Below are 23781 nucleotides of genomic sequence, written 5' to 3'. Positions count from 1 at the left end.
GCGGCGCAGGATCCGGCTGACCGTTCGAGCAGGGACACCGAGCTCAGGCCCGATCCAGTCCTGACCGCGCCGGTGCTCACGCCGGGCCGCGACCACTGCGTCCTCGACCGATGCCGCGGTGCGTCGCGGGCTGGAATGCGGCGCCGAACACCGGTCTGACAGGCCGGCGTGACCCTCGGCGTCGAACCTGGCAACCCAACGGTGAGCGCACTGGCGTGAGATGCCCATCGCCTTCGCCGCGTGAGCCACCGCCCACCCCTGGCGGCGGACTCGGTCGACCAGCAGACGGCGACCATGAACATTGAGACGGGCGTTAGCGTGGGCCACGAGAACCTCCGGGTCGGGCGGGACTTCGACAATCCACACCTCACCCGGAGGTTCTCCTCCTCGTCAACGCCTACGCGTCACCAACCTCTCGGCCGAGTACAACTAGGTCGCTGCCCCGTACGTACGGGGCAGCGGCCTAGTCTCCGATCGACATACCCTGCGCCTCACCCGCACGACCCGCGTCGAGGTCTCGGCCACCCGGTCCTAGGCTCGCGCCCATGACCTCACGTGGCGTGGCAGTGGTGACCGGGGCGAGCAGCGGGATCGGCAAGGCGTGCGCGCAGCGCCTCGCCGCCGACGGGTACGACGTGGTCCTCGCCGCCCGCCGCACCGAGCGCGTCGAGGCGCTCGCGGCCGAGATCGGCGGGCGCGCGGTGACGTGCGACGTGACGAAGGCCGACGACGTCGCGGCGCTCGCCGAGGCTGCGGGGCCGCAGGTCGCCCTCCTCGTCAACAACGCCGGCGGTGCCCTCGGGCTCGAGCCGGTCGCCGAGGCCGACCTCGACGCGTGGCGCGCGATGTACGAGACGAACGTCATCGGGACGGTCGCCGTGACCAAGACGCTGCTGCCCGCCCTTCGTGCCGGCCGCGGGACGGTCGTCATGATCACCTCCGTCGCGGCGCTCGTCGCCTACGAGGGCGGCGCCGGGTACTGCGGGGCGAAGGCCGCCGAGGCCTTCGTCGCGGACACCCTGCGGCTCGAGCTCAACGGCGAGCCGGTGCGGGTGTGCGACATCGCCCCAGGGATGGTCCGCTCGGACGAGTTCTCGCTCGTGCGCTTCGACGGCGACCAGGCCAAGGCCGACGCGGTCTACGCGGGCGTCGAGGAGCCGCTGACCCAGGAGGACATCGCCGAGTGCGTGTCGTGGGTCGCCGGGCTCCCCCACCACGTCAACATCGACAAGCTCACCGTGCGCCCGCTCGCGCAGGCCGCGGCGCACAAGGTCCACCGCACGAGCTGAGCCGGAGCGCCCCGACGTCCGACCCGACGCAGCGCCCCTGCTCAACCCTGGACGACCCCCCTTCGCGCCGGCCCTGCGGCGCCCGCGGCGCTGCCATCATCGAGCGATGAGGCTGCGGACCGTGTCGCCGAGCGCGAAGGGGTGGACCCGCCGGCGTGCCGGGCGGGGCTTCTCCTACGTCGACGCGGACGGGCAGCGGCTGCCGGCCGAGGACGTCGCGCGGATCCGGGCGCTCGCCATCCCGCCCGCGTGGGAGCAGGTGTGGATCTCCCCCTTCGCCAACGGGCACATCCAGGCCGTCGGCACCGACGCGGCCGGGCGGCGGCAGTACCTCTACCACCCGCACTGGCGCGAGAAGCGCGACGCCGCGAAGCACGACCGGGTGCTCGCCGCGGCGGCCCGGCTCCCGCGTGTGCGCAAGCAGCTCGCTCTCGACCTCGCGCTCGACGGCATGCCGATCACGCGGGCGACGGCGACCGCGGTACGCCTGCTCGACCTCGGCTACTTCCGGATCGGCAGCGAGAGCTACACCGACGAGCACGGGTCCTTCGGGCTGACGACGCTGCAGCGTACGCACGTGCGCCGGGCGAAGGGGGCGCTGATCTTCACCTTCGTCGGCAAGGGCGGTATCCAGCAGTCGATCACCGTCGAGGACGTCGACGTCGCCGCCTCGCTGCAGGTGATGCGCGGCCGACGCGGCGGCTCCGACCGGCTGCTCGTCTACAAGGACGGGCGGCTGTGGAGCGACCTCGACGCCGCGATGGTCAACGGCTACCTCGCCGAGCTCTTCCGCGGGGAGGTGACGGCCAAGGACTTCCGCACGTGGCACGCGACGGTGCACGCGGCCGTCGCCCTCGCGCAGTCGAGCGAGGACGGGCTGACCCAGGCCTCACGTCGCCGGGCGATCAAGCAGGCCGTCGAGCAGGTCGCCGACTACCTCGGCAACACCCCGACGATCGCGCGGACGTCCTACATCGACCCGCGGGTCATCGACCTCTACGAGGAGGGCCGCGTCCTCACGGTCCCCCGCGCCCGGCGCCCGCGCACCCCCGCCCAGGAGCAGGCCGTCGTCGAGCGCGCCGTCCGCGCCCTCCTCGCCGAGGCATAGCAGCGCCCCTCGATGGTCGAGGTGCGAGGGCGCTCTGCGCCCGAGCCTCGAGACCACCACCCCTTCCCCACCAACTCAAGTTGCGCCCAACTCAGTTGTGTGCAATCTTTATGTCCATGGCTGACTCCCACCCCCTCGACGAGCAGCTCTGCTTCGCCCTGTACTCGGCGTCGCGGGCGGCGACCTCGGCCTACCGGGAGTCGCTCGCCGACCTCGGGCTGACCTACACGCAGTACGTCACCCTCCTCGCCCTGTGGGAGCGCGACGGCCAGGCCGTCTCCGAGCTCGGCACGGCGCTCCGCCTCGACAGCGGCACGCTCTCGCCCCTGCTCACCCGCATGGTCTCGCTCGGCCTCGTCGAGCGCCGCCGCGAAAGCACCGACGCCCGTCAGGTCACCGTGCACCTCACCGAGCGCGGTCACGGGCTCGAGCACGAGGTCGCCGCCCTGCAGCGGCGCGTCTTCGCAGCCGTCGACATGACCCCCGACGAGCTGAGCATGCTGCGCAGCCTCGCCCGCCGCTTCTGCGACGCGGCCTCCGGCGCCCCCGCCGACCAGACCACCACCCCCTCGTCCCACGAAGGAGCATCATCATGAAGACCCTCTACACTGCCGAGGCCCTGGCCACCGGCGCCGGCCGCGACGGCCACGCCCGCACCGCGGACGGCAGCCTCGACCTCGACATGGCCATCCCCACCGAGATGGGCGGCAGCGGCCAGGGCGCCAACCCCGAGCAGCTCTTCGCGCTCGGCTACGCGGCCTGCTTCCACTCCGCGCTCCAGGCCGTGGCCCGCCGCACGAAGGCCGACGTCAGCAACTCCTCCGTCGGCTCGCGCGTCCACATCGGCCCGACCGACGACGGCGGCTTCCAGCTCGCCGTCGAGCTCGAGGTGACCCTCCCGGCCCTCGACGCCGACGCCGCCCAGCAGCTCGCCGACGCCGCGCACCAGGTGTGCCCCTACAGCAACGCGACCCGCGGCAACATCGACGTGACCGTCACGGTCGCCCAGGACTGATGCCCGTGACCTCCTCGACCCCCACCAGCACCCGCCAGGTCGTCCTCGCCTCCCGCCCGAAGGGGGAGCCCACGCCCGACGACTTCCGCGTCGAGACCGTCGACCTGCCCGAGCTCGCCGACGGCGAGATCCTCGTGCGCACGACCGTCATGTCGGTCGACCCGTACATGCGCGGCCGGATGGACGACCGTGACTCCTACGTCGCCCCCTTCGCCGTCGACGGCCCCCTCGACGGCGGCGCCGTGGGCGAGGTCATCGCCTCGCGCTCGGACGCCGTCTCCGTCGGCCAGCACGTCGTCCACGGCCTGGGCTGGCGCGAGCACGCCGTGCTGCCCGCCGCCCGCGTCCGCGTCGTCGACACCGACGCCGCCCCCGCCTCCGCCTACCTCGGCGTCCTCGGTATGACCGGTCTGACCGCCTACGCGGGTCTGACCGCCGTCGCCGAGATGAAGCAGGGCGACGTCGTCTTCGTCTCCGGCGCCGCCGGTGCCGTCGGCTCCGTCGTCGGCCAGGTCGCCAAGGCCCTCGGCGCCTCGAAGGTCATCGGCTCGGCCGGCAGCGCCGAGAAGGTCGCCCGTCTGCGCGAGCTCGGCTTCGACGAGGCCTTCAGCTACCGCGACAAGCCGGTCCGCGAGAGCCTGCGCGAGGCCGCGCCCGACGGCATCGACGTCTACTTCGACAACGTCGGCGGCGACCACCTCGAGGCCGCGATCGGCAGCCTCAACCTCTTCGGCCGCGTGGCCATGTGCGGCGCGATCGCGCAGTACAACTCCACCGAGCCGACCCCCGGCCCGCGCAACCTCGCGATCGCCATCGGTCGCAACCTCACCCTGCGCGGCTTCATCGTCGGGCACTACGAGCACCTCGCGGCCGAGTACCGCGAGCGCGCGACGCAGTGGCTCGCCGACGGGCAGCTGCAGGCCGACGAGACCTTCCGCGACGGCCTCGACGCCGCACCGCAGGCCTTCATCGACCTGCTCGGCGGGGCCAACACGGGCAAGATGCTCGTCCGCCTCTGACCCTGCCGGAACCCGACCCGGGTGGCCGACGTCCAAGCGACGACGACCACCCGGGTCGCACGCGTGAAGGGGTCCACCATGAAGAGCACCATCGCCATCGCGGCGGCCTGCGCCGCCGCTACCGTCGGGCTGGGGATGCCCGTCGCCACCGCATCGCCCTCGCCGAGGGTCGAGGTCGTCCGCACGGAGGGCGACTACCTGCGCGCGACCGTCGTCCTCGCCGGCGCGCTCACCCGCCACGCCGGCAACCGCCACCGGCTCTCCTACACCCACGACTGGCGCGGGGGCCACGGGCAGCTGACGTCCTACTCGTGCCCGGCGGGCGCGACGATCTCCGCGCGCTGGACCTCGACGCGTTGCGTCGAGCGCTCCCGCCGCCCCGTCACGGGGGGCGAGGTCCGGCTCTCCGCGACCGGCCGCAGCGCCCGGCTCGAGGGCACCATCACCTCGAAGGGGTGGGTGCACGTCCCGCTGACCGCCGACCTCGTGTGGAAGCAGCAGTACCCGACACCGATGGTCACCTTCTACGACGAGCCGGGTCGGTGGTCGGGCGAGCTGGTGACGACCACCGGAGCGGTCACCGGGTCCCTCGCCGGCACCCCGCTCGACCGCGCGCAGGAGCACTCCGGGTCGGCCGGCAGGTGGGAGCGCCGGGAGGTGCGCTGAGTCTCACTCCATGCGGACGCGCCCGACGTGCGCCCAGAAGCGGTCACGCAGGTGCTGACGCACGTCGTCGCCGACGTGGTGGTCCTGGGCCCGGCTCGCGAGGTCGACGAGCAGCGCCCGGTCGAGCTCTGCCGGGATCGTCGGCGCCGCCTCGCGCAGACCGGCGAGCTGCTCGGGCGTCGAGGTCGCGCACCACGAGGCGACCAGCCGCTTCGCGACGCCGTCGACGACCTCCTCGGTCACGCCCGTCTCGGGGTCGACCGCGATCTCGACGTGTGGGTCGCCCCCGGGCAGGACGAGACCGGTCGCGCGCCGCCGGGCGAAGGCCGCCGGGCTCGGCAGCCCGGCCGCCCGGGCGGGTGAGGTGTCGGCGGAGGGGGCGGCGGGCGGCACGTCCGCCGAAGGGGTGAGCGGCGCCTCGGCCATCGGCGCCGGGGTCCCGGTCTCGACGGGGTCCGCGGCGGGCTCCACCCCTTCGCACTGGGCGGTCGCCTCCTCGATCGCGACCGGAGGCTCCTGCGCCGGGGCGACCTCCGCGGCGGGGGCATCCCCCTTCGCGCCATCGGGCAGCAGCTCCTCCGGGATGGCGACGGAGCGCACGGTGGCCTCGATCGTCTCGGGCCCGACGAGCAGCAGCCCGTCGACCGCGCGGCGCAGGTGCTTCGAGACACCGTGGGGGCGGCCGGCGCGGTCGGCGACGGCGAGCAGGACGACCTGCACCCCGTGGCTCTGCGCCTCCTCGACGGCCTCGGTGAGGTCGTCGTCGCCGGAGACGAGGTAGACGGCGTCGGCGACGCGGTTGCGGCCCTGGATCGCGAGGTCGAGCCCGATCCGGATGTCGACGCCCTTCTGGTCGCCGGAGTACGACAGCCGGCCCAGGCGCAGCTTGACCCGCGGCAGCAGGCCGATCTCCTCCTGCTGGTAGTCGGGCATCCCGCCGGGGCGGGCACCGGAGTCGTACCAGTTGACCCGGAGCAGCGGCAGACCGGAGTCGGTCTCGGCCTGCTCGACGAGACGGGCGATGAGAGTCGGGTAGTCGACGACCACCCCGCGGCGCAGCGAGCTGCCGGTGACGTACGTCGCCGCCGAGGCGAGCAGGTAGCCGACGTCGACGTGGACCGCGCAGTAGGACCTCATGGGGTCACCATCCCACCTCGACGACCCCCGCCGAGGCGAGTGCTCAGCGCGTCTCGAGGACCTGCTCGTGGAGCATCGCCGGCCACTGCGCGACGTCCTGCGGGGTGCGCGCGAGGACCAGCCGACTGCCCTGCACGAGGCCCGCGATCGCCTCCGCCGAGCTCACCGGGTGGGCCGGGTCGTCGACCCACGCCATGACCGTCGTCGGCACCGCCACCCGCGCGACGACCTCACGTGGCGGCAGGTCGGTGAGGGCCGCGCCGCGGAAGAGCGTCGGCAGCAGCTCCTTGGGCACGTCGGGCTGGGTGATCGGGGTGCCGACGGTCGCCGGCGGTCGCGGCGCGAGCGCCCCGAGGGCGGCGAAGGTCTCGAAGCCCTGCTGCTCGACGACGTCGGCGCTCGCGCGGTACTCGGCGGCCCGGGCGGCCCGGGTCTCCCACGCCGTCGCGGGCACGACGAGGGTGAGCCCGCGGAAGCGACCGGGGTCGAGGGCGATCGCGTGCAGGAGGGTGCCGCAGCCCATCGACGGCCCGACGCCGTGGACCGCCTCGCCGGGGAAGACGTGATCGAGCAGCGCGAGCAGGTCGTGCGCGAGCGCGTCCCACCGGTAGTCCTCGGGCACGGCCCGGCCGGTCGAGCGTCCGTGACCACGGGCGTCGTAGCGCAGCAGCCGGGTGCCGCTCAGCCCGAGGCCGAGGTCGACCCCGAGCAGACGGTCGCGGTAGCGGCTCGACGTCAGGCCGTGGAGCTGGACGACCGGGGCGCCGCCCTCGTCGCTCAGCTCCCAGTCGAGCTCGGCACCGGGGAGGGCGAAGCGCGGCACGGTGGCTCCTGTCGTCGTCCTCGGGCGTGAGGTGAGGCATAGGGTACGGCGCATGCGGCTGACCAACATCGCGCAGCTGCGACTGCCCTTCGGGCACCTCAGCGGGTACGACCTCGACGTCGTGCCGACCGAGCGGCTGCGGCCGATCTCCTTCGACCAGCGCCGGCACGTCGGCGAGGGCGAGCGCCCCGGGTCGTGGATGGCGCTGTCCTTCCGCCTGCCCCAGTCGCCCCCGGCCGACGAGCTCGCCGCCGCGTGGCGTGCCGTGGTGCAGCGGCACGGGACGCTGCGCACGGTCGCCGAGCCCGGGCCGGACGGGCCGGTGCTGCGCGAGGTCGAGATCGGGGACGGACGCTGGGTCGAGCACCCCGTCGCCCCGGGCCAGGCCGTCGAGGACGCCCTGCGCCGCGTCCTCGACGCGACGTGCACCCCCTTCGCCCGGCCTTCGCACCGCCTGTGCCTGCTCGAGACCGCCGACGGCCCGACGGTCGTCGTCGCCGCCGACCACTCGCACGTCGACATGTGGTCGATGCTCGTCCTCGCCCGCGACCTGCTCGCGGCGCTCGAGGCCGTGCGCGGCGGACGGACCCCCTTCGCCGGCACGCCCGCGCCGCCCGACTTCGCCGAGCACACGGCTGCCCTCGCCGAGCGGCCGCCGGTCGACGACGACCTGCGGGCGCGGTGGGCCGAGGTGATGCGCGGCGCCGGCGGGGTCATGCCGTGCTTCCCGCTGCCGCTCGGACCGGGCGACTCCCCGCAGCCCGAGCGCGTCGAGGTGCGCGACGTCCTCGACGTCGACGCGAGCGCGGCCCTCGGGGTGCGCGCCGCCGAGGAGGGCGTCTCGACGCTCTCGCTCGTCGTCGCCGCGATGACCCGGGTGACGCGCGAGCTCGCCGACCGGCCGCTGCGCGCGGTCTTCCCCGTGCACAGCCGCTACGAGCCGCGATGGCACGACTCCGCCGGGTGGTTCATCACGAACTCGGTGCTCACGAGCGCCGACCCCTCCCCCCGCGCCGCCGCCGCAGCCGTGCGCGAGGCCGTGCGGCTCGGGTCCTGCTCGCTCGCCGACGTCCTCGGCGACGACATGCCGACCGCGCCGGGCATGTTCGCCATCTCCTGGCTCGACCTGCGCCGGCTGCCCGTGCGCGTCGACTCGCGCGGGCTGCAGGCGCAGTACGTCGGGGCCGCGATCCGCACCGACGGCGTCATGCTGTGGTTCGTCCTCGACGAGTCGGGGCTGCACCTGCGCTGCCGCTACCCCGACACCGACGAGGCCCGCCACCACGTCGGGCGCTGGCTCGACCGGCTCGTCGCCGAGCTGCGCGCCGAGGCCAGCGAGGCGGTCGGCGGTCTGCTCGAGGTCGGCGGGCGCCGCTACCGGGTGCAACGGGCCCGGCGCACCGACGTGCCGGCCGTCGTCGGTCTGCTCTCCGACGACCCGATCGCGGCCGTGCGCGAGAGCCCCGAGCTCGCCCGCTACGAGGCCGCCTACGACGTCATCGCCGGCGACCCGGCGCAGTACCTCGCGGTCGTCCGCGACGACGAGGGCATGGTCGTCGCGACGGTGCAGCTGAGCGTCGTGCCCGGGCTGTCGCGGGCGGGGGCCACCCGCCTCGAGCTCGAAGGGGTCCGCGTCGCCTCGCCCTGGCGCGGCCGGGGCATCGGGACGGCGATGCTCGCCTGGGCCCACGACCACGGCCGGGCGCGCGGTGCCTCGCTGGCGCAGCTCGCGACCGACACCGACCGTGTCGACGCCCACCGCTTCTACGCGCGCCTGGGCTACGAGGCCACCCACGTGGGGATGAAGCTGCCCCTCTGACCCCTTCGCCGGTCGTCCCGTCGCACTGCCACCCGCTACCCCCCCGGCTACAAAAGGCTGCTGGCTGGGTCTTGATGTGCCAGGACCCTTTCGAAAGGGTCCTGGCTCGTCGAAGTGCTGCTGGCATGGTTTTGTCAGCCGGGGGCGAAGGGGGGTCAGCCCCCGACGTACTCCGCGAGGACCTCGGCGGTGGCGCCCGACCCCGTCGCGACCATGTCGGCGGGGGTGCCGGTGAAGACGACCTGGCCGCCGTCGTGCCCGGCGCCGGGGCCGATGTCGATGACCCAGTCGGCCTGGGCCATGACGGCGAGGTTGTGCTCGATGACGACGAGCGAGTGCCCCTGGTCGACGAGCCCGTGCAGCATCGTCAGCAGGCGCTCGGTGTCGGCGAGGTGCAGCCCGGCGGTCGGCTCGTCGAGGACGATGATCGCGCGCTCCTTGCCGAGCTGGGAGGCGAGCTTGATCCGCTGGCGCTCGCCCCCGGAGAGGGTGATGAGCGGCTGGCCGAGGGTGAGGTAGCCCAGGCCGACGTCGCGCAGCTTGGTGATGATCGTCCTCGGCCTGCCGGTGGTGAAGACCTCGGCGGCCTGGTCGAGCGAGAGGTCGAGGACCTCGGCGATGGTCAGCCCGTGCAGCGTGTACTGGAGCACCTCGGGCTTGAAGCGGCGCCCCTCGCAGGCCTCGCACGGGATGGCCACCCCGGCCATCATCGCCAGGTCGGTGTAGATGACGCCCTGCCCGTTGCACATCTCGCAAGCGCCCTCGGAGTTGGCGGAGAAGAGGGCGGGCTTGACGCCGTTCTCCTTGGCGAAGGCGGTCCGGATGCCGTCGAGCAGACCGGTGTACGTCGCGGGGTTGGAGCGGCGTGAGCCCTTGATCGCGCCCTGGTCGACGACGAGCACGTCGTCGCGCCCGCCGAGCGAGCCGTGGACGAGCGAGGACTTGCCGGACCCGGCGACACCGGTGACGACGCACAGGACCCCGGTCGGCACGTCGACGTCGACGTCGCGCAGGTTGTGCGTCGACGCGCCCCGGATCTCGAGCTGCCCGGTGGCCTCGCGCACCGGCTCGCGCAGCCCGACGCGGTGGTCGAGGTAGCGCCCGGTGAGCGTGCCCGAGGCGCGCAGCCCCGCGACGTCGCCCTCGAAAATGATCGTGCCGCCGTCGCGACCTGCCCCCGGCCCGAGGTCGACGACCCGGTCGGCGATCTCCATGACCTCGGGCTTGTGCTCGACGACGAGCACCGAGTTGCCCTTGTCGCGCAGCTGGAGGAGCAGGTCGTTCATCTTGCGGATGTCGTGGGGGTGCAGCCCGATCGTCGGCTCGTCGAAGACGTAGGTGACGTCGGTGAGGGCCGAGCCGAGGTGGCGGATCATCTTCACCCGCTGCGCCTCGCCGCCCGAGAGCGTCCCGGAGTCGCGGTCGAGGCTGAGGTAGCCCAGGCCGATGTCGACGAAGCCGCGCAGCATCGCCGCGAGGTTCGCGACGAGCGGGCCGACGCCGGGCTCGTCGAGCCCCTCGACCCACTCGAGCAGGTCGCTCACCTGCATCGCGGAGCACTCGGGGATGGTCCGGCCGGCGACGGTCGCGGTGCGGGCCGCCTCGGCCAGCCGCGTCCCGTGGCACTCCGGGCACGTGTCGTACGTGGCGACCTTCGCCGCGTACTCGCGCACGTGCGCCTGCTTGCTCTCGGTCTCGCGGTCGATGAAGCCGCGCCGCACCCGCTCGACGAGCCCGAGGTATGAGTAGTTGATCCCCCCGAAGCGGACCTTCGTCGTCTCCTGGTGCATGAGCCAGTGCCACTCGTCGGGCGTGTAGTCGGCGAGCACCTTGTCCGGGTCGAGCTTGTCGGACTCGGCATAGCTGCGCCACTGCCAGCTGCCGGTGGGCATGCCCGGCACCAGGACCGCTCCCCCGTTGAGCGACAGCGAGGTGTCGACGATCGCGGACTCGTCGATCGTCGAGACCTTGCCCTTGCCCTCGCACCGCGGGCACATCCCGCCGACGACCTCGAAGGTCTTGCGCTCGGCCGACCCGTCGGCCTTCTTGAGCATGCCGCTGCCGCTCGCGCTGGCGATGTTGAAGGCGAAGGCCTGCGAGCTGCCGACGTGGGGCTGCGAGCGGCGCGAGTACAGGACGCGCAGCATCGCGTACGCGTCGGTGACCGTGCCGACCGTCGAGCGGCTGTTGGCCTGCAGGCGCTCCTGGTCGACGACGATCGCCGGCGTGACGCCCGCGAGCTCATCGACCTCGGGGCGTGGCGGCGTGCCCATGAAGGACTGGAGGAAGGCCGAGTACGTCTCGTTGATGAGCCGCTGCGACTCCGCGGCGATCGTGCCAAAGACGAGGCTCGACTTGCCCGACCCGGACACCCCGGTGAAGACCGTGAGCCGCCGCTTGGGGATGTCGACGTCGACCCCCTGGAGGTTGTTGACCCTCGCGCCGCGGACCCGGATGACGTCGTGCCGGTCGGCGGCGTGCATCTCGCTCATGGCAGCGATCCAAGCACGCCACCGACCGGCACGTCAGCCGTCGGGCGAAGGGGGGTCAGCAGGTCGCGCGGGCCAGCTGGGTGTAGAGCCCGAGGAGGTCGAAGGGCTGGGCCTGGGTCGGGTCGGTCTCGCTGAAGTAGCGGCCCGTGACGCCCAGGGTCACCTGCCGACGGCCGTCGGGGCTCGACAGCGCCATGCTCGTCGTGCCGTACGACCCGCCGTCGTGGCCGTAGAGGTAACGCTGCGCCGTCCCCTTCGGCGTGCACGGGTCGGGCAGGCGGTAGATGCCCAGGCCGTACCAGCCGGTCTCGTCGCGCGGGACGCGCATCTCGCGCACGGTCGAGGTCTTGAGCAGGGTGCCGTCGTTGACCGCCTTGGTGAAGCGGCCGAGGTCGCGGGTCGTCGAGATGACCGCCCCGGCGCTCGAGAAGAGGTCGGGGTTGAAGCCGGCCTCGGAGTACCAGCCCTGCGAGGTGCTCGACGCGCCGACGAGCATCGGGCCGGGGGTGCCGACCCGGGTGGCGAAGCTCGAGCGGGTCATGCCGGCGGGCCGGAAGACCTCCGTGCGCAGCAGCTGGCCGACGTCGCGGCCGGTCTCCTCGCGCAGCATCATCCCGAGCAGGACGTAGCCGGCGTTGGAGTACAGGTGCTGGCCGCGCGGGCCCCATGGCAGCGCGGCGGCGTCGGCGACGAGCTGCTCGTCGGTGTAGTCCGCCCCCGTCGCCGCGAAGAAGTCGTCCCAGGAGCTCGGGTCGTCCATCTGGCGCAGGAGCGAGGCGTCGGTGCCGGTCTGCAGCCCCGAGGTGTGGCTGAGCAGCTCCTCGACGGTGATGTCGCCGTGCCCGGGCAGCGCGCCCGGCAGCACCTCGTCGACGGTCGTGCCGAGCGACCACGTGCCCCGCTCGACCTGGCGCATGACGAGCACCGCGACCATCGACTTCGTGTTGCTCGCGACGCGGAAGCGGTCGCCCTCGCGGGCCGTGGCGGGCTTCGTCCGGTCACGCACGCCGGCGGCCCCGGCGTAGTCGCGCCCGGGCCGGTCGACGCGGGCGACGACGCCGACCGCCCCGTCGTCGACGAGCCGGTCGAGGCTGGCGTCGAGCACCGCGTCGCGGGCCGGGCCGTTGCGCGGGACGGGCTTGGCGAAGGTCCGCGACCCGCTCCCCTGGCGCTCGGCGGACGGGGTGCTCGTCGTCGCCGAGCTGCGGGGCGCGAACGGCTCGATGGCGCGGGTGGAGCGCTCGGCGACCCCGTCGGAGGGGCCGGGGTCGGCGGGGCTCGCGGTCGCGGGCAGCGCGGCCGTCATGGCGAGCGCGAGACCCGCGCCGAGGGCGGCGGTCGTGCGCGGGCGGGTGCTGGGGCGTCGGCTGGTGCGGCGGTGCATCGTCTCTCTCCCTGCTGTCGTCTGCGTGTCCCTCCATCGTGCTGCACGCGCGCCGCGGGCGGATCCCACCACCGGATGAGATCGGGGTCCGTCCCGGGTGGGAGGGCGGGGGACGAAGGGGGGCCGCTCGCCCGCCCCGGGCCGCACCGACGTCGATAGCGTGGGCATCCCTTCCAAGCCCGACCCGCCCGTGGAGGCGACGATGAGCGAGCAGGACGCACGAGAGCAGAGCACCGGCAGCACCCCCGCACCCGCAGACCCGGCCCTCGACGCGGGGGTGCGCACCGACGACGACGGCCCGGTGGACCCGCAGGAGCAGGTCGAGGAGCGGCTGCAGCAGATCGAGGACGACCAGCGCGACCACGAGCCCCGGCACGGCGGGGGCGAGGACGAGGGCGCCGACGAGCCCGCTGTCGACGAGGCCGGTGCCGACGAGCGCGGTGCTGACGACGAGGCGGCGACCGCGTCGGGCGCCGGTGACGCCGAGGCGGACGCGGCGAGCGGGCCCGAGGGGGCGGCCGCTCCCCCGACCTCACGCGCCTCGGGCGACGACGACGCGGATGACGACGCCGGCGACGACCCGAGGGTCGAGAGCGACGAGGAGCGCCGGGCGCGCGAGGAGGCCTTCGCCGCCGAGCACGACCCCGACGACCACGACGTGGCGGCGGGCGAGGAGTTCCGTCAGGCCGGTGACTGGACGGCCGAGACGGGCAAGCTCACCGAGGACGACGTGACCTCGGGCGAGGACAGCTCCGAGGACGGCTCCGGCACCGAGGCCCAGGGCAGCGCGCAGCACGACGACACCCCGCACGACGGCACCCAGCACGAGGACACCCAGCACGGCGAGCAGGAGCGCGGGGTCGACGGGCGGCGTGTCTCCTCCGTCGAGGAGATCCGCGACGGCGGCTACGGCGTCGGCTCGGCCGCGCCCCTCGACGACGGCGCCGTCCCCCTCGACCACACCGTCAAGGCGTGGGAGGACACGCGTACCTACCTCGTCCCCGGCGAGGAGGGCTACGACGGAGCCAACCCCCACGTGTGGTTCCTCGACGACCGCTCCGCCGAGCGCGCCGGCTTCGACCACGCGGGCTGACTCCCCCTTCGCCCCACCCCGCACGAAGTGTGCATGCAGCACCTCGAAGCGCCGGCCGCAGCACGTGCTGCGGCCGGCGCTTCGAGGTGCTGCTGGGTCGTGACTAGAGGCTGATGGTGCCGCTCTGGCCGTCCTGCGGCTCGGGGTCGGCGTCGGTGCCCTGCACCTTGCCCTTGAGCAGCTGGACCGCGATCGCGACCTTGCCCGGCGACTCCCAGTACGAGGCGGTGTCGGCGGTGACCGTGAGCAGCGTGCTGTTCGGGTCCTCGGGGCCACCCTCCATCCACGCGCTGGCGGAGGAGTCCCACAGCCGCTCGAGGAGCGCGCGGTCGTCGTTGCGCGCGCCCGTGCCGGCCAGGCTCACCCAGCCCTTGTCGGAGGAGTAGGCGACGTTGACCTGCGGGTTCGCCGCGATGGCATGCATCTTGTCGGTGTCGGCCTCGGTGATGAAGTGCACGCGGCCCGGGTCGTCGAGGTCCTGCGTGCCCATGGGCGTCGAGACGAGGCGACCCTGCGCGTCCACGTAGGTGAGGATCGCGATGTGGGTGTCCTTCATGATCTCGGCGACGATCTCGTGTGGGTCCTGCTCAGCCATGTCAGCTCCTGACGGTCGACGGGTGGATTCGTCTCGACGGTAGGCCAGGCGGAGGGGCCGACGGGGTCGGAGCACCCCGGGCTGTCCAGGGTCCGTCCGGACCGCTCAGAGCGAGCGCATGAGCCCCTTGAGGCGCTCGGAGGCCTCGCACCCGCAGCGGGCGGGGCCGGCGAAGGCGACGCGGATGTCGCGGTGGCAGCCGGGCAGCTCCTCGCGCAGGACGATCCCGCTCTCGTCGACGAGGACCGGGCGCACCGGGGCGGCCGCGTCGAGCGAGGTCACCGACCCGGCGAGGCAGCGCAGCGACTCGCCGTGGCAGGCGTCGAGGTGCGCCATCCACTCGTCCTGCCAGCCGCCGAGCGGGTCGACGAGGGCGCCGGCGAGGCGGTGCGGCTCGACCGGCACCGGCCCGCCCGCACCCGCGCCGCTCTCGACGTGCCACTCGAGGGTCACCGAGCGCGGCACGACCCGGGCGACGAGCTCGCCGGGCCGGGCACCGAGCCGCTCGACGAGGTCGTCGGCCGGGTCGGTGACCGTCTCGAGGACCCCGGAGAGCCGGACCGTGCCGCGCACGCGATCGGCGAGCGGCACCGAGGTGACGTCGGAGGCGACGGCGTGCACGAGCGGCCCCTTCGCCCCGGGCACGACCCGGTCCGCGCACTCGGGCGCGAGCCGGGCGAAGGGGAAGAGCAGGCCCCCGGTCTGCTCGACGGCGTGACGCCACAGGCGCACCCGCCGGCCGGCGCAGCCGACCTCGACCGAGGTCGCCGTCGCGAGGACGGTCTTGGCCCGACGTGCTGCATCCATGACGCCACCCTTCGTGAAGTTAGGTGACCCTAACCTGGCGCGGTCGCGCCGCGCACCCCCTGCCACGTCACCCCTGAGACAAAACCCTGCTGGCTGGGTCTTGATGAGCCAGCAGGGTCTCGAAAGGGTCCTGGCACGTCGAAAGGCTGCTGGCAGGGTTTTGTAGCCGGGGCCGAGCAGGACGACGAAGGGGGCCGGGCAGGACGGCGAAGGGGGCGAGTCCAGCACGACTGGACCCGCCCCTTCGTCATGGGTCTAAGACCAGCGGGCGAGCATGACGTCGTAGGGCCCGGCGGGGGTCGTCTCGCTCGCCGCCGAGGCGGGCACGACGTTGCGCATCGTCATCGCCGTCGAGCCCTCGCCGAGGTCGAGCTCGACCTGCCAGCCCCACTCCGGCTCGTACGTCGCCTCGACACGCACGTGCTCGCCCTCGCGGCGACCGGTGAGCGTCATCAGACCCGGGTGCTGGTGCCACGTGTCGTACCAGGCGGCCTCGACCGCGCCCTCCTCCGCGCGTCCGACGAGCAGGCTCCCGTGCTGGTCGCCGTCGGCCGGGTGGGTCCAGCGGTAGCCGAGCACGACCGCGCCGTCGGGCAGGGTCGTCAGGGTCGCGCTCGACGCCGCCTCGGCGAGGGGGTCGTCAGGCATGAGGCGGAAGGAGCAGCTGCCGGTGAGCGTCACGACGTCGGCCATGAGGCCAGTGTGCTCCGCCGCGGAGCTCGGCGTCAGGCGCCCGGGACGAGACCGGTGACGGCCTCGCCGGCTCGGCGGTGCCAGCGCCACGGCCGGTCGAGCATCGCGTGGTTGCCGCCCGGCACGCCCTCGAAGGTCGCGTCGACGCCGGCCCGCACGGCCCGCTCGACGTAGGCCCGCGAGCGCACGGGGCTGCACACGGTGTCGGACTCGCCGTGGATGACGCGCACGTGCGCGTCGGAGCGCACGAGGTGGTCGACCCCTTCGCCCTCGTCGACCCACGGGGCGAGGGCGACGGCCCCGGCGACACCGGGCTCGTCGGCGATGCGCAGGGCCGCCCACCCGCCGCTGGAGTGCCCGAGGAGCACGACCGGCAGCCCGTGGGTCTCGCTCAGCCCGCGCACGAGGGCGCGCGCCTGGACGAGTCCGCTGCCGGACGAGGCGATCCACCCGCCGTGGGTGTTGTGCACGAGGTAGGGGGCGACCCGGCCGCGGGAGGCGCGCATGACGGCCATCCCGAAGGGGAGCATCCGCAGGTAGGAGATGTCGCGGAAGCGGTCCGGCTGGGTCTTGACCGAGCGCCCGCCGTGGAGCAGCAGCGCGATCGCGCTCGTGCGCCGGGTGACGCGCAGGCTCCCGGTCCGGATGTCGGCGAGCAGCCGGTCGACGTCGTGGTGAGGAGGGGTCACGAGACCACCTTCGCACCGCCCACCGACGGTCCACGCCTCGGTGTCGAGGTGCGCCGGTCCTGCATTTGACTTAGGTTTGGCTAACCTAACCAACCGTAGGAGGACTGACGTGCGCGACCGCACCGACTCTCGCACCCCGGAGCGGGTCGACCTGCTCGGGGTGGGGCTCGGCCCCTTCAACCTCGGGCTGGCCGCCCTGACCGAGCCCCTCGCCGCCCCGAGCACGGCCTTCGTCGAGGCCGACGCCGATTTCCGCTGGCACCCGGGGATGCTCATCGAGGGCTCGACGATCCAGCTGCCCTTCATGGCCGATCTCGTGACGCTCGCCGACCCGACCTCGCCGTACTCCTTCCTCGCCTACCTCAAGGCGTGCGGACGGCTCTACTCCTTCTACATCCGCGAGGACCTCAACCCCCTTCGCGCCGAGTACGAGCGCTACTGCCGCTGGGTGAGCGACCAGCTGCCGACCCTCCGCTACGGCGAGCGGGTCGTCGCCGTCGAGCGCGACGAGGAGGGCTTCGTCGTCACGAGCGAGCGCGAAGGGGGAGCCCCCGTCGAGCGGCTGACCCGTCACCTCGCCCTGGGCATCGGGACCGAGCCGAGCTATCCCGCCGCCGCGGCCGGCATCACCGGCACCGTCGTGCACAGCGGGCACTACCTCCAGCGCCGCGACGACCTCGCCGCGCTCGACCACGTCACGGTCGTCGGCTCGGGCCAGCCGGCCGCCGAGATCTACCACGACCTCCTCCAGCGGGCCGAGGGCACGGGCCGGCACGTCGCCTGGGTGACGCGCAGCCCCCGCTTCTTCCCCATGGAGTACACGAAGCTCACGCTCGAGATGACCTCGCCGGACTACGCGCGCTACCACCGCGAGCTGCCCGAGCCGGTCCGCGCGGGGCTGGCCCGCAGCCAGCGCCACCTCTACAAGGGCATCAGCAGCGAGCTCGTCGACGCCATCTACGACACCCTCTACCGGATCGAGGTCGAGCAGGGCGGCGTCGCGACGACGCTCGCCACCTCGAGCGAGCTGCGCGGCGGGCGCGACGAGGACGGGCGCACCGTGCTCGACCTGCACCACCTCGAGCAGGACCGCGGCTACACGCTGACGACCGACGCCGTCGTGCTCTCCACCGGGTACACCCCGCGGGTCCCCGCGATGCTCGACCCCGTCCTCGGGCACCTGCGCCGCGACGAGCGCGGCCGCCTCGTCACCGACGCCGCCTTCCGCGTCGACCTCGCCGAGCCCGACGCGCCCCACGGCCGCGTCTACATGCAGAACGGCGACGAGCACGTCCACTCGCTCATTGCCCCCGACCTCGGCATGGGCGCGTGGCGCAACTCCGTCATCCTCGCCGACCTGCTCGGCGAGGAGATCTACCCCGTCGAGCGCCGGATCGCCTTCCAGGACTTCGGCGTCCCCGCCGGGGCGGGCGCCCCCGCGCCCGCCCGCCCGGCCCGCCACCTGGAGGTGACCCGATGACCGCCACCCTCGAGACCACGACGACGAAGGGGGCGCCGGTCACCCCTTCGCCCCGCCTGCGCCTGCCCTCGCCGATCGGCGAGATCACCATCCGCCCGCTCGACCTCGCCCTCGACGCCGACCGGCTGCACGCCTGGGTGACGACGCCACGGGCGCGCTACTGGCAGATGGAGGGCTGGAGCGCCGAGCAGGTGCGCGAGGCCTACGCCCAGATCGACGCCCGCGACGATCACGACGCGTGGGTCGGCGAGGTCGACGGCCGCCCGACCTTCCTCGTCGAGACCTACGACCCGGCGGGCAGCGAGCTCGCCGACCTGCCCGAGATCGCCCGCGGCGACCTCGGGATGCACGTGCTCGTCGCCCCCGCCGAGCACCCGGTGCCCGGCACGACGACCGAGGTGATGCGCGCCGTGATGGAGCTGTGCGTCGGTCCGCTCTGCGCGCTTCGCGTCGTCGTCGAGCCGGACGTGCGCAACGACGCGATCCACGCGAAGAACGCCCTCGCCGGCATCCGCGTGCAGCGGGCGGTGCCGCTCGCGGGCAAGACGGCGCTGCTCGGGGTCGTCACCGCGCACGAGTACCGCACGAGCGAGCTCGGGCGACGCACGCTGCTGGCGCACCTGCGGCCGGACGTCGCGGAGCGGGCCCACCGTCACGTCGCCGCGAAGGCGCTGGGCGAGCTGACGCACGAGCACCTCATCACGCCCGAGGTGGTCGAGGAGGTCGGTGGTCTCGAGGCTCGGGCGCAGGGCGCCCGTCGCGCCTCGACCAGCGACCAGCGCTACGTCGTCACGACGCCGAGCGGGGCGCGGTGGAGCTTCGCCGCGACTCGGCACGCGCTCGAGCACTGGCGGGTCGACCCGGCCTCGGTCGAGCACGACTCCGGTCCCGTCGACGCGCAGCTCCTCCTCAGCCAGCTCGCCCCCGTGCTCGGCATCCCCGAGCACCTGCGCTCGGTCTACCTCGAGGAGATCGCCTCGACGATCGCCTCCTTGTGCCACAAGTGGACCCACCAGCGCCGCACGAGCACCGAGCTCGTCGGCGCCGACTTCCAGGACGTCGAGCAGGCGATGAGCGAGGGCCACCCGGCCTTCGTCGCGAACAACGGGCGGATCGGCTTCGGCGTGCTCGACCACGCCCGCTACGCCCCGGAGTCCGGAGCACCCGTGCGCCTGAAGTGGCTCGCGGCCCGCCGCTCGCTGACCCACCTCGCGCTCGGCGGCGACCTCACCGAGGAGCGGCTCTACCGCGAGGAGCTGGGCGAAGGGGTGATCGACGGCTTCCGCGCGCACCTCACGGCGCTCGGGGAGGACCCTGACGACTACGTCTGGCTGCCGGTGCACCCGTGGCAGATGGAGCACAAGATCGCGGTGACCTTCGCGCCCGACCTGGCCCGGCACGACCTCGTGCACCTCGGGTCCGGCGAGCAGCACTACCGGGCGCAGCAGTCGATCCGCACCTTCTACCCGATGGAGCGCGAGAGCCGGTACGTCAAGACCGCGTGCGCGATCCAGAACATGGGCTTCCTGCGCGGGCTCTCACCGGCGTACATGCGCGTCACCCCGGCGATCAACGCATGGGTGCTCGACACCCTCGACGGTGACCCGGTGCTCAAGTCGTGCGGCTTCACCGTGCTGCCCGAGGTGGCCTCGATCGGCTACACCGGCGACGCCTACCACCAGCTCGGCACCCGCACCGCGCACACGAAGATGGTGGCCGCCCTGTGGCGCGACCACCCGGCCCCCCTGCTCGCCCCCGGCGAGCGCCTGGCGACCCTGGCGGGCACGCTGCACCGCGACCGCGACGGGGTGTCGCTGCTCGGGGAGTGGATCCGCGCGAGCACGGTCGACCCGGAGCAGTGGGTGCGGGCGCTGCTGCGCGCGTACGTGCGGCCGGTCGTGCACTGCCTGCGGGTGCACCGCATGGCCTTCATGCCGCACAGCGAGAACATCGTGCTCGTCCTCGGGCCGGACCACGTGCCGGCGCGCGCGATCATGAAGGACATCGGCGAGGAGGTCGCCTACCTCGGCTCGGGGCCGCTGCCCGACGAGGTCGAGCGGGTGCGCATGGCCGACGACGTCGAGCTCACCGCGCAGTCCTTCTTCACCGACGTCATGGACGGCGTGCTGCGCTACGTCGCCGAGATCCTCGCCGACGACGGGCTGCTCGACGGCGACGACTTCTGGGCGCTCGTGCGCGAGTGCGTCGCCGAGACGGTGCGCGACGGCGGCCCGGTGGCCGCAGACCTCGCGCTGGACCGGGCGACCTTCGCCCACTCGTGCCTCAACCGGCTCCAGCTGCGCAACACCCTGCAGATGGTCGACCTCTCCGACCAGGCATCGTCGCTGACCTACGTCGGCGAGCTCGTCAACCCGATCGCCGATGCCTGAGGTCGTCGCCTCCGGCGCGCGGTGGCGGGTCGAGCGCGACGAGCACGGCATCGCCCGCTGCGTCGGGCGCGGTCTCGACGACCTCGCGTACGCCCAGGGCTGGGCGTGCGCGCACGACCGGGCCTGGCAGGTCGAGACCGACCGGCGTCGCAGCACCGGCGGGCTCGCCGACTGGCTGGGCGACGAGTCCTGCCGAGGCGTCGACGAGCTCGCCTCCCGGGCACGGCTCGACGCGCTCGCGCTGCGGTGCTGGGCGCGACTGCACGAGGAGGAGCCGGAGGTCGCGGCCTGGCTGCAGGCCTACGTCGACGGCGTCAACGACGGCATGCAGGTCGGCGCCGCCCGCTCCCCCGAGATGGCCGCCGCCCGGGTGCAGCCCGGGCGGTGGGCGCCGTGGTCGCCGATCGGGGTCTTCCTCGTCAACCACGTGCTCTTCGGCAGCTATCCGCACGAGCTGTGGCGCGAGCACGTCGAGGGCGTGCTCGGCGAGCGGTGGGCCGACGTGCTCGCGCCGGCGCACGGTCACCCGGCCCTCTCAGGGAGCAACGCGTGGGCGGTGACGCCGTCGCGCAGCGCGACCGGGGCGCCGCTGCTCGCGGCCGACCCGCACCGGCTGCTCGAGTGCCCGGGCATCTACCAGCAGGTGCATCTCGTCGCCGAGGAGGACGGGGTCGACGTGCTCGGCCTCGCCTTCCCCGGCGTGCCCGGCGTGCCCCACTTCGGGCACACGGGTGACGTCGCGTGGGTCATCACCAACGCGATGGCGCACTACCAGGAGCTCGTCGACGACGGACCCCAGGTGGAGGAGGCCACGGACGGGCCGGTCGTGCTCGACCCCGTGGCCGGGCGGCCCGCACGTCGGCTCCGGACTCCCGCGTGGGTGGGTTCGCGGGTCGGCGTGCGGGCCTGGCGCGACCTGCTGCTCGCCCACGACGTCGAGGACGTCGACGCCGCTCTGGAGCACTGGGTCGAGCCGGTCAACGCCGTGCTCGTCGCCGACAGCACGGGGCAGGTGCTCGAGCGGGTCGCCGGGCTCACCGCCGCGGGGCCGACGACACGGACCACCCGCGTCGTGCCCGACGGATCGGTCGCCGTGCACGCGAACCACGCGAGCGCGCTCACCGCACCGTGGGGCCGGGCCTTCGCTCCCGACCACCGGGCCCGACGGGTCGCGAGCCTCCTCGAGCCGCACAGCCAGGTCACCCTCGACGACTGCGCACAGATCCAGCGGGACGCGGTGAGCGGGTCGTGGCCCGTCCTGCGCGGGCTGCTGGCCCGCCCGGTCGTCGGGCGCGGGCTCGACCCGGCCGAGGCGCAGGTCCGGGAGGAGCTGCTCGGCTTCGACGGCGCGATGGTCGCGGCGAGCGAAGGGGCGGCGCTCGCCGCCCGCTTCCGCCTGCACCTCGCGCAGGCGGTCCTCGACGACCCGGAGCTGCTCCCCCTTCGGGCCGAGACGGGGCTGCCACCCCTGTACGCGCCGTGGACCGACCCGCTCGTCCGGGTGACGACGAGCCTGGAGCGGGTCGTCGAGCGCGGCGAGGGGCTGGGCCTCGCGCTCGAGCCGGCGACCCGGGCGGCCCTGCACGCGGTGGCTGCGGAGGGTCGGCCGGCGACGTGGGGCGAGCTGCACCGGGTGCTCCCGCTCGTGCCGCCGGGCTCCACGACCCCTCGGCTGCGGACCCCGGTGAGCGGGGCCGACGACGCGGTGTGCGCGACGAGCACCCACACCGGCACCGGGCACGACGTCGTCCGCGGACCCGCCGCCCGGGTGCTGTGGGACCTCGGCGACCGGTCCCGCAGCCGGTGGGTCGTCCCCTTCGGCGCCGACGGGGTGCTCGACGCGCCCCACGCCCTCGACCAGGCCCCGCTGTGGGCCGCCGGCACCACCCTCCCCGTCCCGACAGGAGACCCGATGACCGTGACCATCCCGCTGCCCGGGGGCGCCGCTGCGAGTGCCCGTCTGCTCGACCCGCGCGGTGACGCCGCGCTCGTGCACCGGTGGGTGACGCAGCCGCGAGGACGCTTCTGGGGCATGGGCGACCAGAGCGTCGAGGAGGTCGCGCAGACCTACGAGTACGTCGCCTCGCTGCCCGCGCACGACGCGTACCTCGTGCACGTCGACGGCCGACCGTGCGCACTCGTGCAGCTCTACGACCCGGCGCAGGACCCGCTCGGCGAGGTCGTCGAGGTACGTGAAGGGGACCTCGGCCTCCACCTCTTCGTCGGGCCGGGGGCGGCCGCCGTCGCCGGGCTGGACCGGACCGAGACGGCGATGATCGCCGCGATGCGGCTCGCCTTCGGGCGGGCCGGGGTGCGGCGGGTGGTCGCCGAGCCCGACGAGCGGAATGTCGCGATGATGCGGCGGCTGGCGCAGGCCGGGGCAGACATCGGCGAGCGGATCCGCGTGCACGACAAGGACGCCCGCTACGTCGTGCTCGATCGCGCAGCCTTCGAGCGGGCGGAGGCGCGGGTGCTGGCGGCGTCGGTGGCGCGGGTCTGAGACCTCCGCGTACGGGTGCCCCGGTCGAGGTGCGAGGGGCGCCCAGCCCTCTTGTTGGTCGAGGTGCGAGGGCGCCCGAGCCTCGAGACCACCGCCACCGACCCACCCGGATCACGTCCGGCGCACGAGCCTGTGCCGTGCAGATCGGCCCGCCTCCATCACGAGCACGCGCGACCCACTCGCGAAGTGCCCGCACGCGCACGGACGACCTGTGGACCTGCGGTGGCACGCTGGACTCATGACTGAGCAGACCGACCCGACCCCCGCCCTCGACGTCATCCGCGAGGCCTTCGAGCGTGTGCGCGACGGCTTGCCCGACCAGGTCCGCGGTCGCTCGGCCGACGACCTGCTGTGGCGCCCCGCACCCGACGCGAACCCCGTGGCGTGGCTCGTCTGGCACCTCGCGCGGGTCCAGGACGACCACCTCGCGGGGGTGGCGAAGGGGGTGGGTCAGCCCGTCGAGGAGGCGTGGCCGCAGTGGGAGGAGCGCTTCGGGCTGCCGTACGACTCTGACTCGATCGGGTACGGGCAGAGCAGCGAGGAGGTCGGCGAGTTCTCGGTGGGTGACGCCGAGCTGCTGCTCGGCTACCTCGCGGCCGTGCACGAGCGGACCGAGGAGGTGCTGGGGTCGATGAGCGACGACGACCTCGCGACGGTGGTCGACACCTTCGACGGCGAGGACGTCACCGCCCAGGCCCGGCTCGTCTCCGTCATCGGGGACATCACGCAGCACCAGGGGCAGATCGGGTACGTGCTGGGGCTGCTCGAGCAGCGGTGACCAA

Annotated in this window: 21 protein-coding genes; 12 read left to right on the top strand and 9 right to left on the bottom strand. The window is 73.9% G+C overall.

From position 1 onward, the window contains the following. Positions 1–327, bottom strand: a 327-nt coding sequence (locus L6241_RS07590) for a leucine zipper domain-containing protein (RefSeq protein ID WP_368245599.1), incomplete at its 3' end; no start/stop codon positions are given. 218 nt (positions 328–545) lie between these two features. On the opposite strand from L6241_RS07590, the gene L6241_RS07585 reads away from it, so the two are divergent. The 6 genes from L6241_RS07585 (at position 546) to L6241_RS07560 (ending at position 5097) form a co-directional block, all read left to right on the top strand. After that, entirely contained in the window at positions 546–1289 is a 744-nt protein-coding gene (locus L6241_RS07585) for an SDR family NAD(P)-dependent oxidoreductase (RefSeq protein WP_368245598.1), read from the top strand. 106 nt (positions 1290–1395) lie between these two features. Further along, complete coding sequence (locus tag L6241_RS07580) at positions 1396–2397, top strand: DNA topoisomerase IB (RefSeq protein ID WP_368245597.1); 1002 nt, start codon at positions 1396–1398, stop codon at positions 2395–2397. 116 nt (positions 2398–2513) lie between these two features. Continuing rightward, complete coding sequence (locus tag L6241_RS07575; RefSeq protein WP_368245596.1) at positions 2514–2993, top strand: MarR family winged helix-turn-helix transcriptional regulator; 480 nt, start codon at positions 2514–2516, stop codon at positions 2991–2993. Next, entirely contained in the window at positions 2990–3412 is a 423-nt protein-coding gene (locus L6241_RS07570) for an organic hydroperoxide resistance protein (protein ID WP_068271111.1), read from the top strand. The genes L6241_RS07575 and L6241_RS07570 overlap by 4 nt, the downstream gene beginning before the upstream one ends. A gap of 5 nt (positions 3413–3417) precedes the next feature. Further along, positions 3418–4431 carry an NADP-dependent oxidoreductase gene (locus L6241_RS07565; protein ID WP_068272347.1) on the top strand — a complete coding sequence of 338 codons (1014 nt, stop codon included), beginning with the start codon at positions 3418–3420 and terminating at the stop codon, positions 4429–4431. A 78-nt stretch (positions 4432–4509) separates the two neighbouring features. Beyond that, complete coding sequence (locus L6241_RS07560; protein ID WP_368245595.1) at positions 4510–5097, top strand: hypothetical protein; 588 nt, start codon at positions 4510–4512, stop codon at positions 5095–5097. 3 nt (positions 5098–5100) lie between these two features. Here the strand turns inward: L6241_RS07560 and L6241_RS07555 are convergent, their stop codons facing one another. Beyond that, positions 5101–6234, bottom strand: a complete 1134-nt coding sequence (locus L6241_RS07555) for an NYN domain-containing protein (protein ID WP_368245594.1) — start codon at positions 6232–6234, stop codon at positions 5101–5103. Between the two features lie 43 nt (positions 6235–6277). Continuing rightward, complete coding sequence (locus L6241_RS07550; protein ID WP_368245593.1) at positions 6278–7057, bottom strand: alpha/beta fold hydrolase; 780 nt, start codon at positions 7055–7057, stop codon at positions 6278–6280. 52 nt (positions 7058–7109) lie between these two features. On the opposite strand from L6241_RS07550, the gene L6241_RS07545 reads away from it, so the two are divergent. Beyond that, positions 7110–8876, top strand: a complete 1767-nt coding sequence (locus L6241_RS07545; protein ID WP_368245592.1) for a GNAT family N-acetyltransferase — start codon at positions 7110–7112, stop codon at positions 8874–8876. A 155-nt stretch (positions 8877–9031) separates the two neighbouring features. On the opposite strand, the gene L6241_RS07540 is transcribed toward L6241_RS07545, so the two are convergent. Next, positions 9032–11359: an ATP-binding cassette domain-containing protein gene (locus tag L6241_RS07540; RefSeq protein WP_368245609.1), complete on the bottom strand. Its 2328-nt coding sequence runs from the start codon at positions 11357–11359 to the stop codon at positions 9032–9034. Between the two features lie 64 nt (positions 11360–11423). After that, the gene (locus L6241_RS07535; protein WP_368245591.1) at positions 11424–12752 is read right to left on the bottom strand and encodes a serine hydrolase domain-containing protein; all 1329 of its coding nucleotides are present in this window, start codon (positions 12750–12752) and stop codon (positions 11424–11426) included. Positions 12753–12954: 202 nt separating this feature from the next. Between L6241_RS07535 and L6241_RS07530 the strand changes: the two genes are divergently transcribed. Beyond that, positions 12955–13845 (top strand): hypothetical protein, encoded by an 891-nt coding sequence (locus tag L6241_RS07530; protein ID WP_368245590.1) that lies wholly within the window; start codon positions 12955–12957, stop codon positions 13843–13845. Between the two features lie 103 nt (positions 13846–13948). On the opposite strand, the gene L6241_RS07525 is transcribed toward L6241_RS07530, so the two are convergent. From L6241_RS07525 to L6241_RS07510, 4 genes are all read right to left on the bottom strand, one after another. Then, a complete protein-coding gene (locus L6241_RS07525) occupies positions 13949–14440 on the bottom strand; it encodes a pyridoxamine 5'-phosphate oxidase family protein (protein ID WP_191682384.1) in 492 nt (163 codons plus the stop codon). Between the two features lie 105 nt (positions 14441–14545). Next, complete coding sequence (locus tag L6241_RS07520; RefSeq protein WP_368245589.1) at positions 14546–15247, bottom strand: DUF2470 domain-containing protein; 702 nt, start codon at positions 15245–15247, stop codon at positions 14546–14548. A gap of 255 nt (positions 15248–15502) precedes the next feature. Next, complete coding sequence (locus tag L6241_RS07515) at positions 15503–15940, bottom strand: hypothetical protein (protein ID WP_368245588.1); 438 nt, start codon at positions 15938–15940, stop codon at positions 15503–15505. A gap of 32 nt (positions 15941–15972) precedes the next feature. After that, positions 15973–16629, bottom strand: a complete 657-nt coding sequence (locus tag L6241_RS07510) for a dienelactone hydrolase family protein (RefSeq protein WP_368245587.1) — start codon at positions 16627–16629, stop codon at positions 15973–15975. A gap of 109 nt (positions 16630–16738) precedes the next feature. On the opposite strand from L6241_RS07510, the gene L6241_RS07505 reads away from it, so the two are divergent. The 4 genes from L6241_RS07505 (at position 16739) to L6241_RS07490 (ending at position 23777) form a co-directional block, all read left to right on the top strand. Continuing rightward, positions 16739–18109, top strand: a complete 1371-nt coding sequence (locus L6241_RS07505) for a lysine N(6)-hydroxylase/L-ornithine N(5)-oxygenase family protein (RefSeq protein ID WP_368245586.1) — start codon at positions 16739–16741, stop codon at positions 18107–18109. Then, the gene (locus L6241_RS07500; protein WP_368245585.1) at positions 18106–20499 is read left to right on the top strand and encodes a GNAT family N-acetyltransferase; all 2394 of its coding nucleotides are present in this window, start codon (positions 18106–18108) and stop codon (positions 20497–20499) included. Before L6241_RS07505 ends, L6241_RS07500 begins: the two co-directional genes overlap by 4 nt. Next, on the top strand, positions 20492–22999 hold the full coding sequence (locus tag L6241_RS07495) for a GNAT family N-acetyltransferase (protein WP_368245584.1): 2508 nt from the start codon (positions 20492–20494) through the stop codon (positions 22997–22999). Before L6241_RS07500 ends, L6241_RS07495 begins: the two co-directional genes overlap by 8 nt. 238 nt (positions 23000–23237) lie before the next feature. Next, positions 23238–23777, top strand: coding sequence for a DinB family protein (locus L6241_RS07490; protein ID WP_368245583.1), 540 nt, complete (start codon positions 23238–23240; stop codon positions 23775–23777). The last annotated feature ends 4 nt before the right edge of the window (positions 23778–23781 follow it).

This window comes from Janibacter sp. Y6, assembly GCF_040900765.1.
GTDB lineage: Bacteria > Actinomycetota > Actinomycetes > Actinomycetales > Dermatophilaceae > Marihabitans > Marihabitans melonis.
The sequence above is the reverse complement of the archived record's forward strand: the minus strand, read 5'-3'. Positions and strand labels throughout refer to the sequence as shown.

Bases quoted from the DNA above. Each gene is read 5' to 3' on its own strand.
- L6241_RS07585 (WP_368245598.1), top strand. From the start codon at position 546: ATGACCTCACGTGGCGTGGCAGTGGTGACCGGGGCGAGCAGCGGGATC.
- L6241_RS07580 (WP_368245597.1), top strand. From the start codon at position 1,396: ATGAGGCTGCGGACCGTGTCGCCGAGCGCGAAGGGGTGGACCCGCCGG.
- L6241_RS07575 (WP_368245596.1), top strand. From the start codon at position 2,514: ATGGCTGACTCCCACCCCCTCGACGAGCAGCTCTGCTTCGCCCTGTAC.
- L6241_RS07570 (WP_068271111.1), top strand. From the start codon at position 2,990: ATGAAGACCCTCTACACTGCCGAGGCCCTGGCCACCGGCGCCGGCCGC.
- L6241_RS07560 (WP_368245595.1), top strand. From the start codon at position 4,510: ATGAAGAGCACCATCGCCATCGCGGCGGCCTGCGCCGCCGCTACCGTC.
- L6241_RS07555 (WP_368245594.1), bottom strand. From the start codon at position 6,234: ATGAGGTCCTACTGCGCGGTCCACGTCGACGTCGGCTACCTGCTCGCC.
- L6241_RS07545 (WP_368245592.1), top strand. From the start codon at position 7,110: ATGCGGCTGACCAACATCGCGCAGCTGCGACTGCCCTTCGGGCACCTC.
- L6241_RS07540 (WP_368245609.1), bottom strand. From the start codon at position 11,359: ATGCACGCCGCCGACCGGCACGACGTCATCCGGGTCCGCGGCGCGAGG.
- L6241_RS07535 (WP_368245591.1), bottom strand. From the start codon at position 12,752: ATGCACCGCCGCACCAGCCGACGCCCCAGCACCCGCCCGCGCACGACC.
- L6241_RS07530 (WP_368245590.1), top strand. From the start codon at position 12,955: ATGAGCGAGCAGGACGCACGAGAGCAGAGCACCGGCAGCACCCCCGCA.
- L6241_RS07525 (WP_191682384.1), bottom strand. From the start codon at position 14,440: ATGGCTGAGCAGGACCCACACGAGATCGTCGCCGAGATCATGAAGGAC.
- L6241_RS07520 (WP_368245589.1), bottom strand. From the start codon at position 15,247: ATGGATGCAGCACGTCGGGCCAAGACCGTCCTCGCGACGGCGACCTCG.
- L6241_RS07515 (WP_368245588.1), bottom strand. From the start codon at position 15,940: ATGGCCGACGTCGTGACGCTCACCGGCAGCTGCTCCTTCCGCCTCATG.
- L6241_RS07500 (WP_368245585.1), top strand. From the start codon at position 18,106: ATGACCGCCACCCTCGAGACCACGACGACGAAGGGGGCGCCGGTCACC.
- L6241_RS07495 (WP_368245584.1), top strand. From the start codon at position 20,492: ATGCCTGAGGTCGTCGCCTCCGGCGCGCGGTGGCGGGTCGAGCGCGAC.
- L6241_RS07490 (WP_368245583.1), top strand. From the start codon at position 23,238: ATGACTGAGCAGACCGACCCGACCCCCGCCCTCGACGTCATCCGCGAG.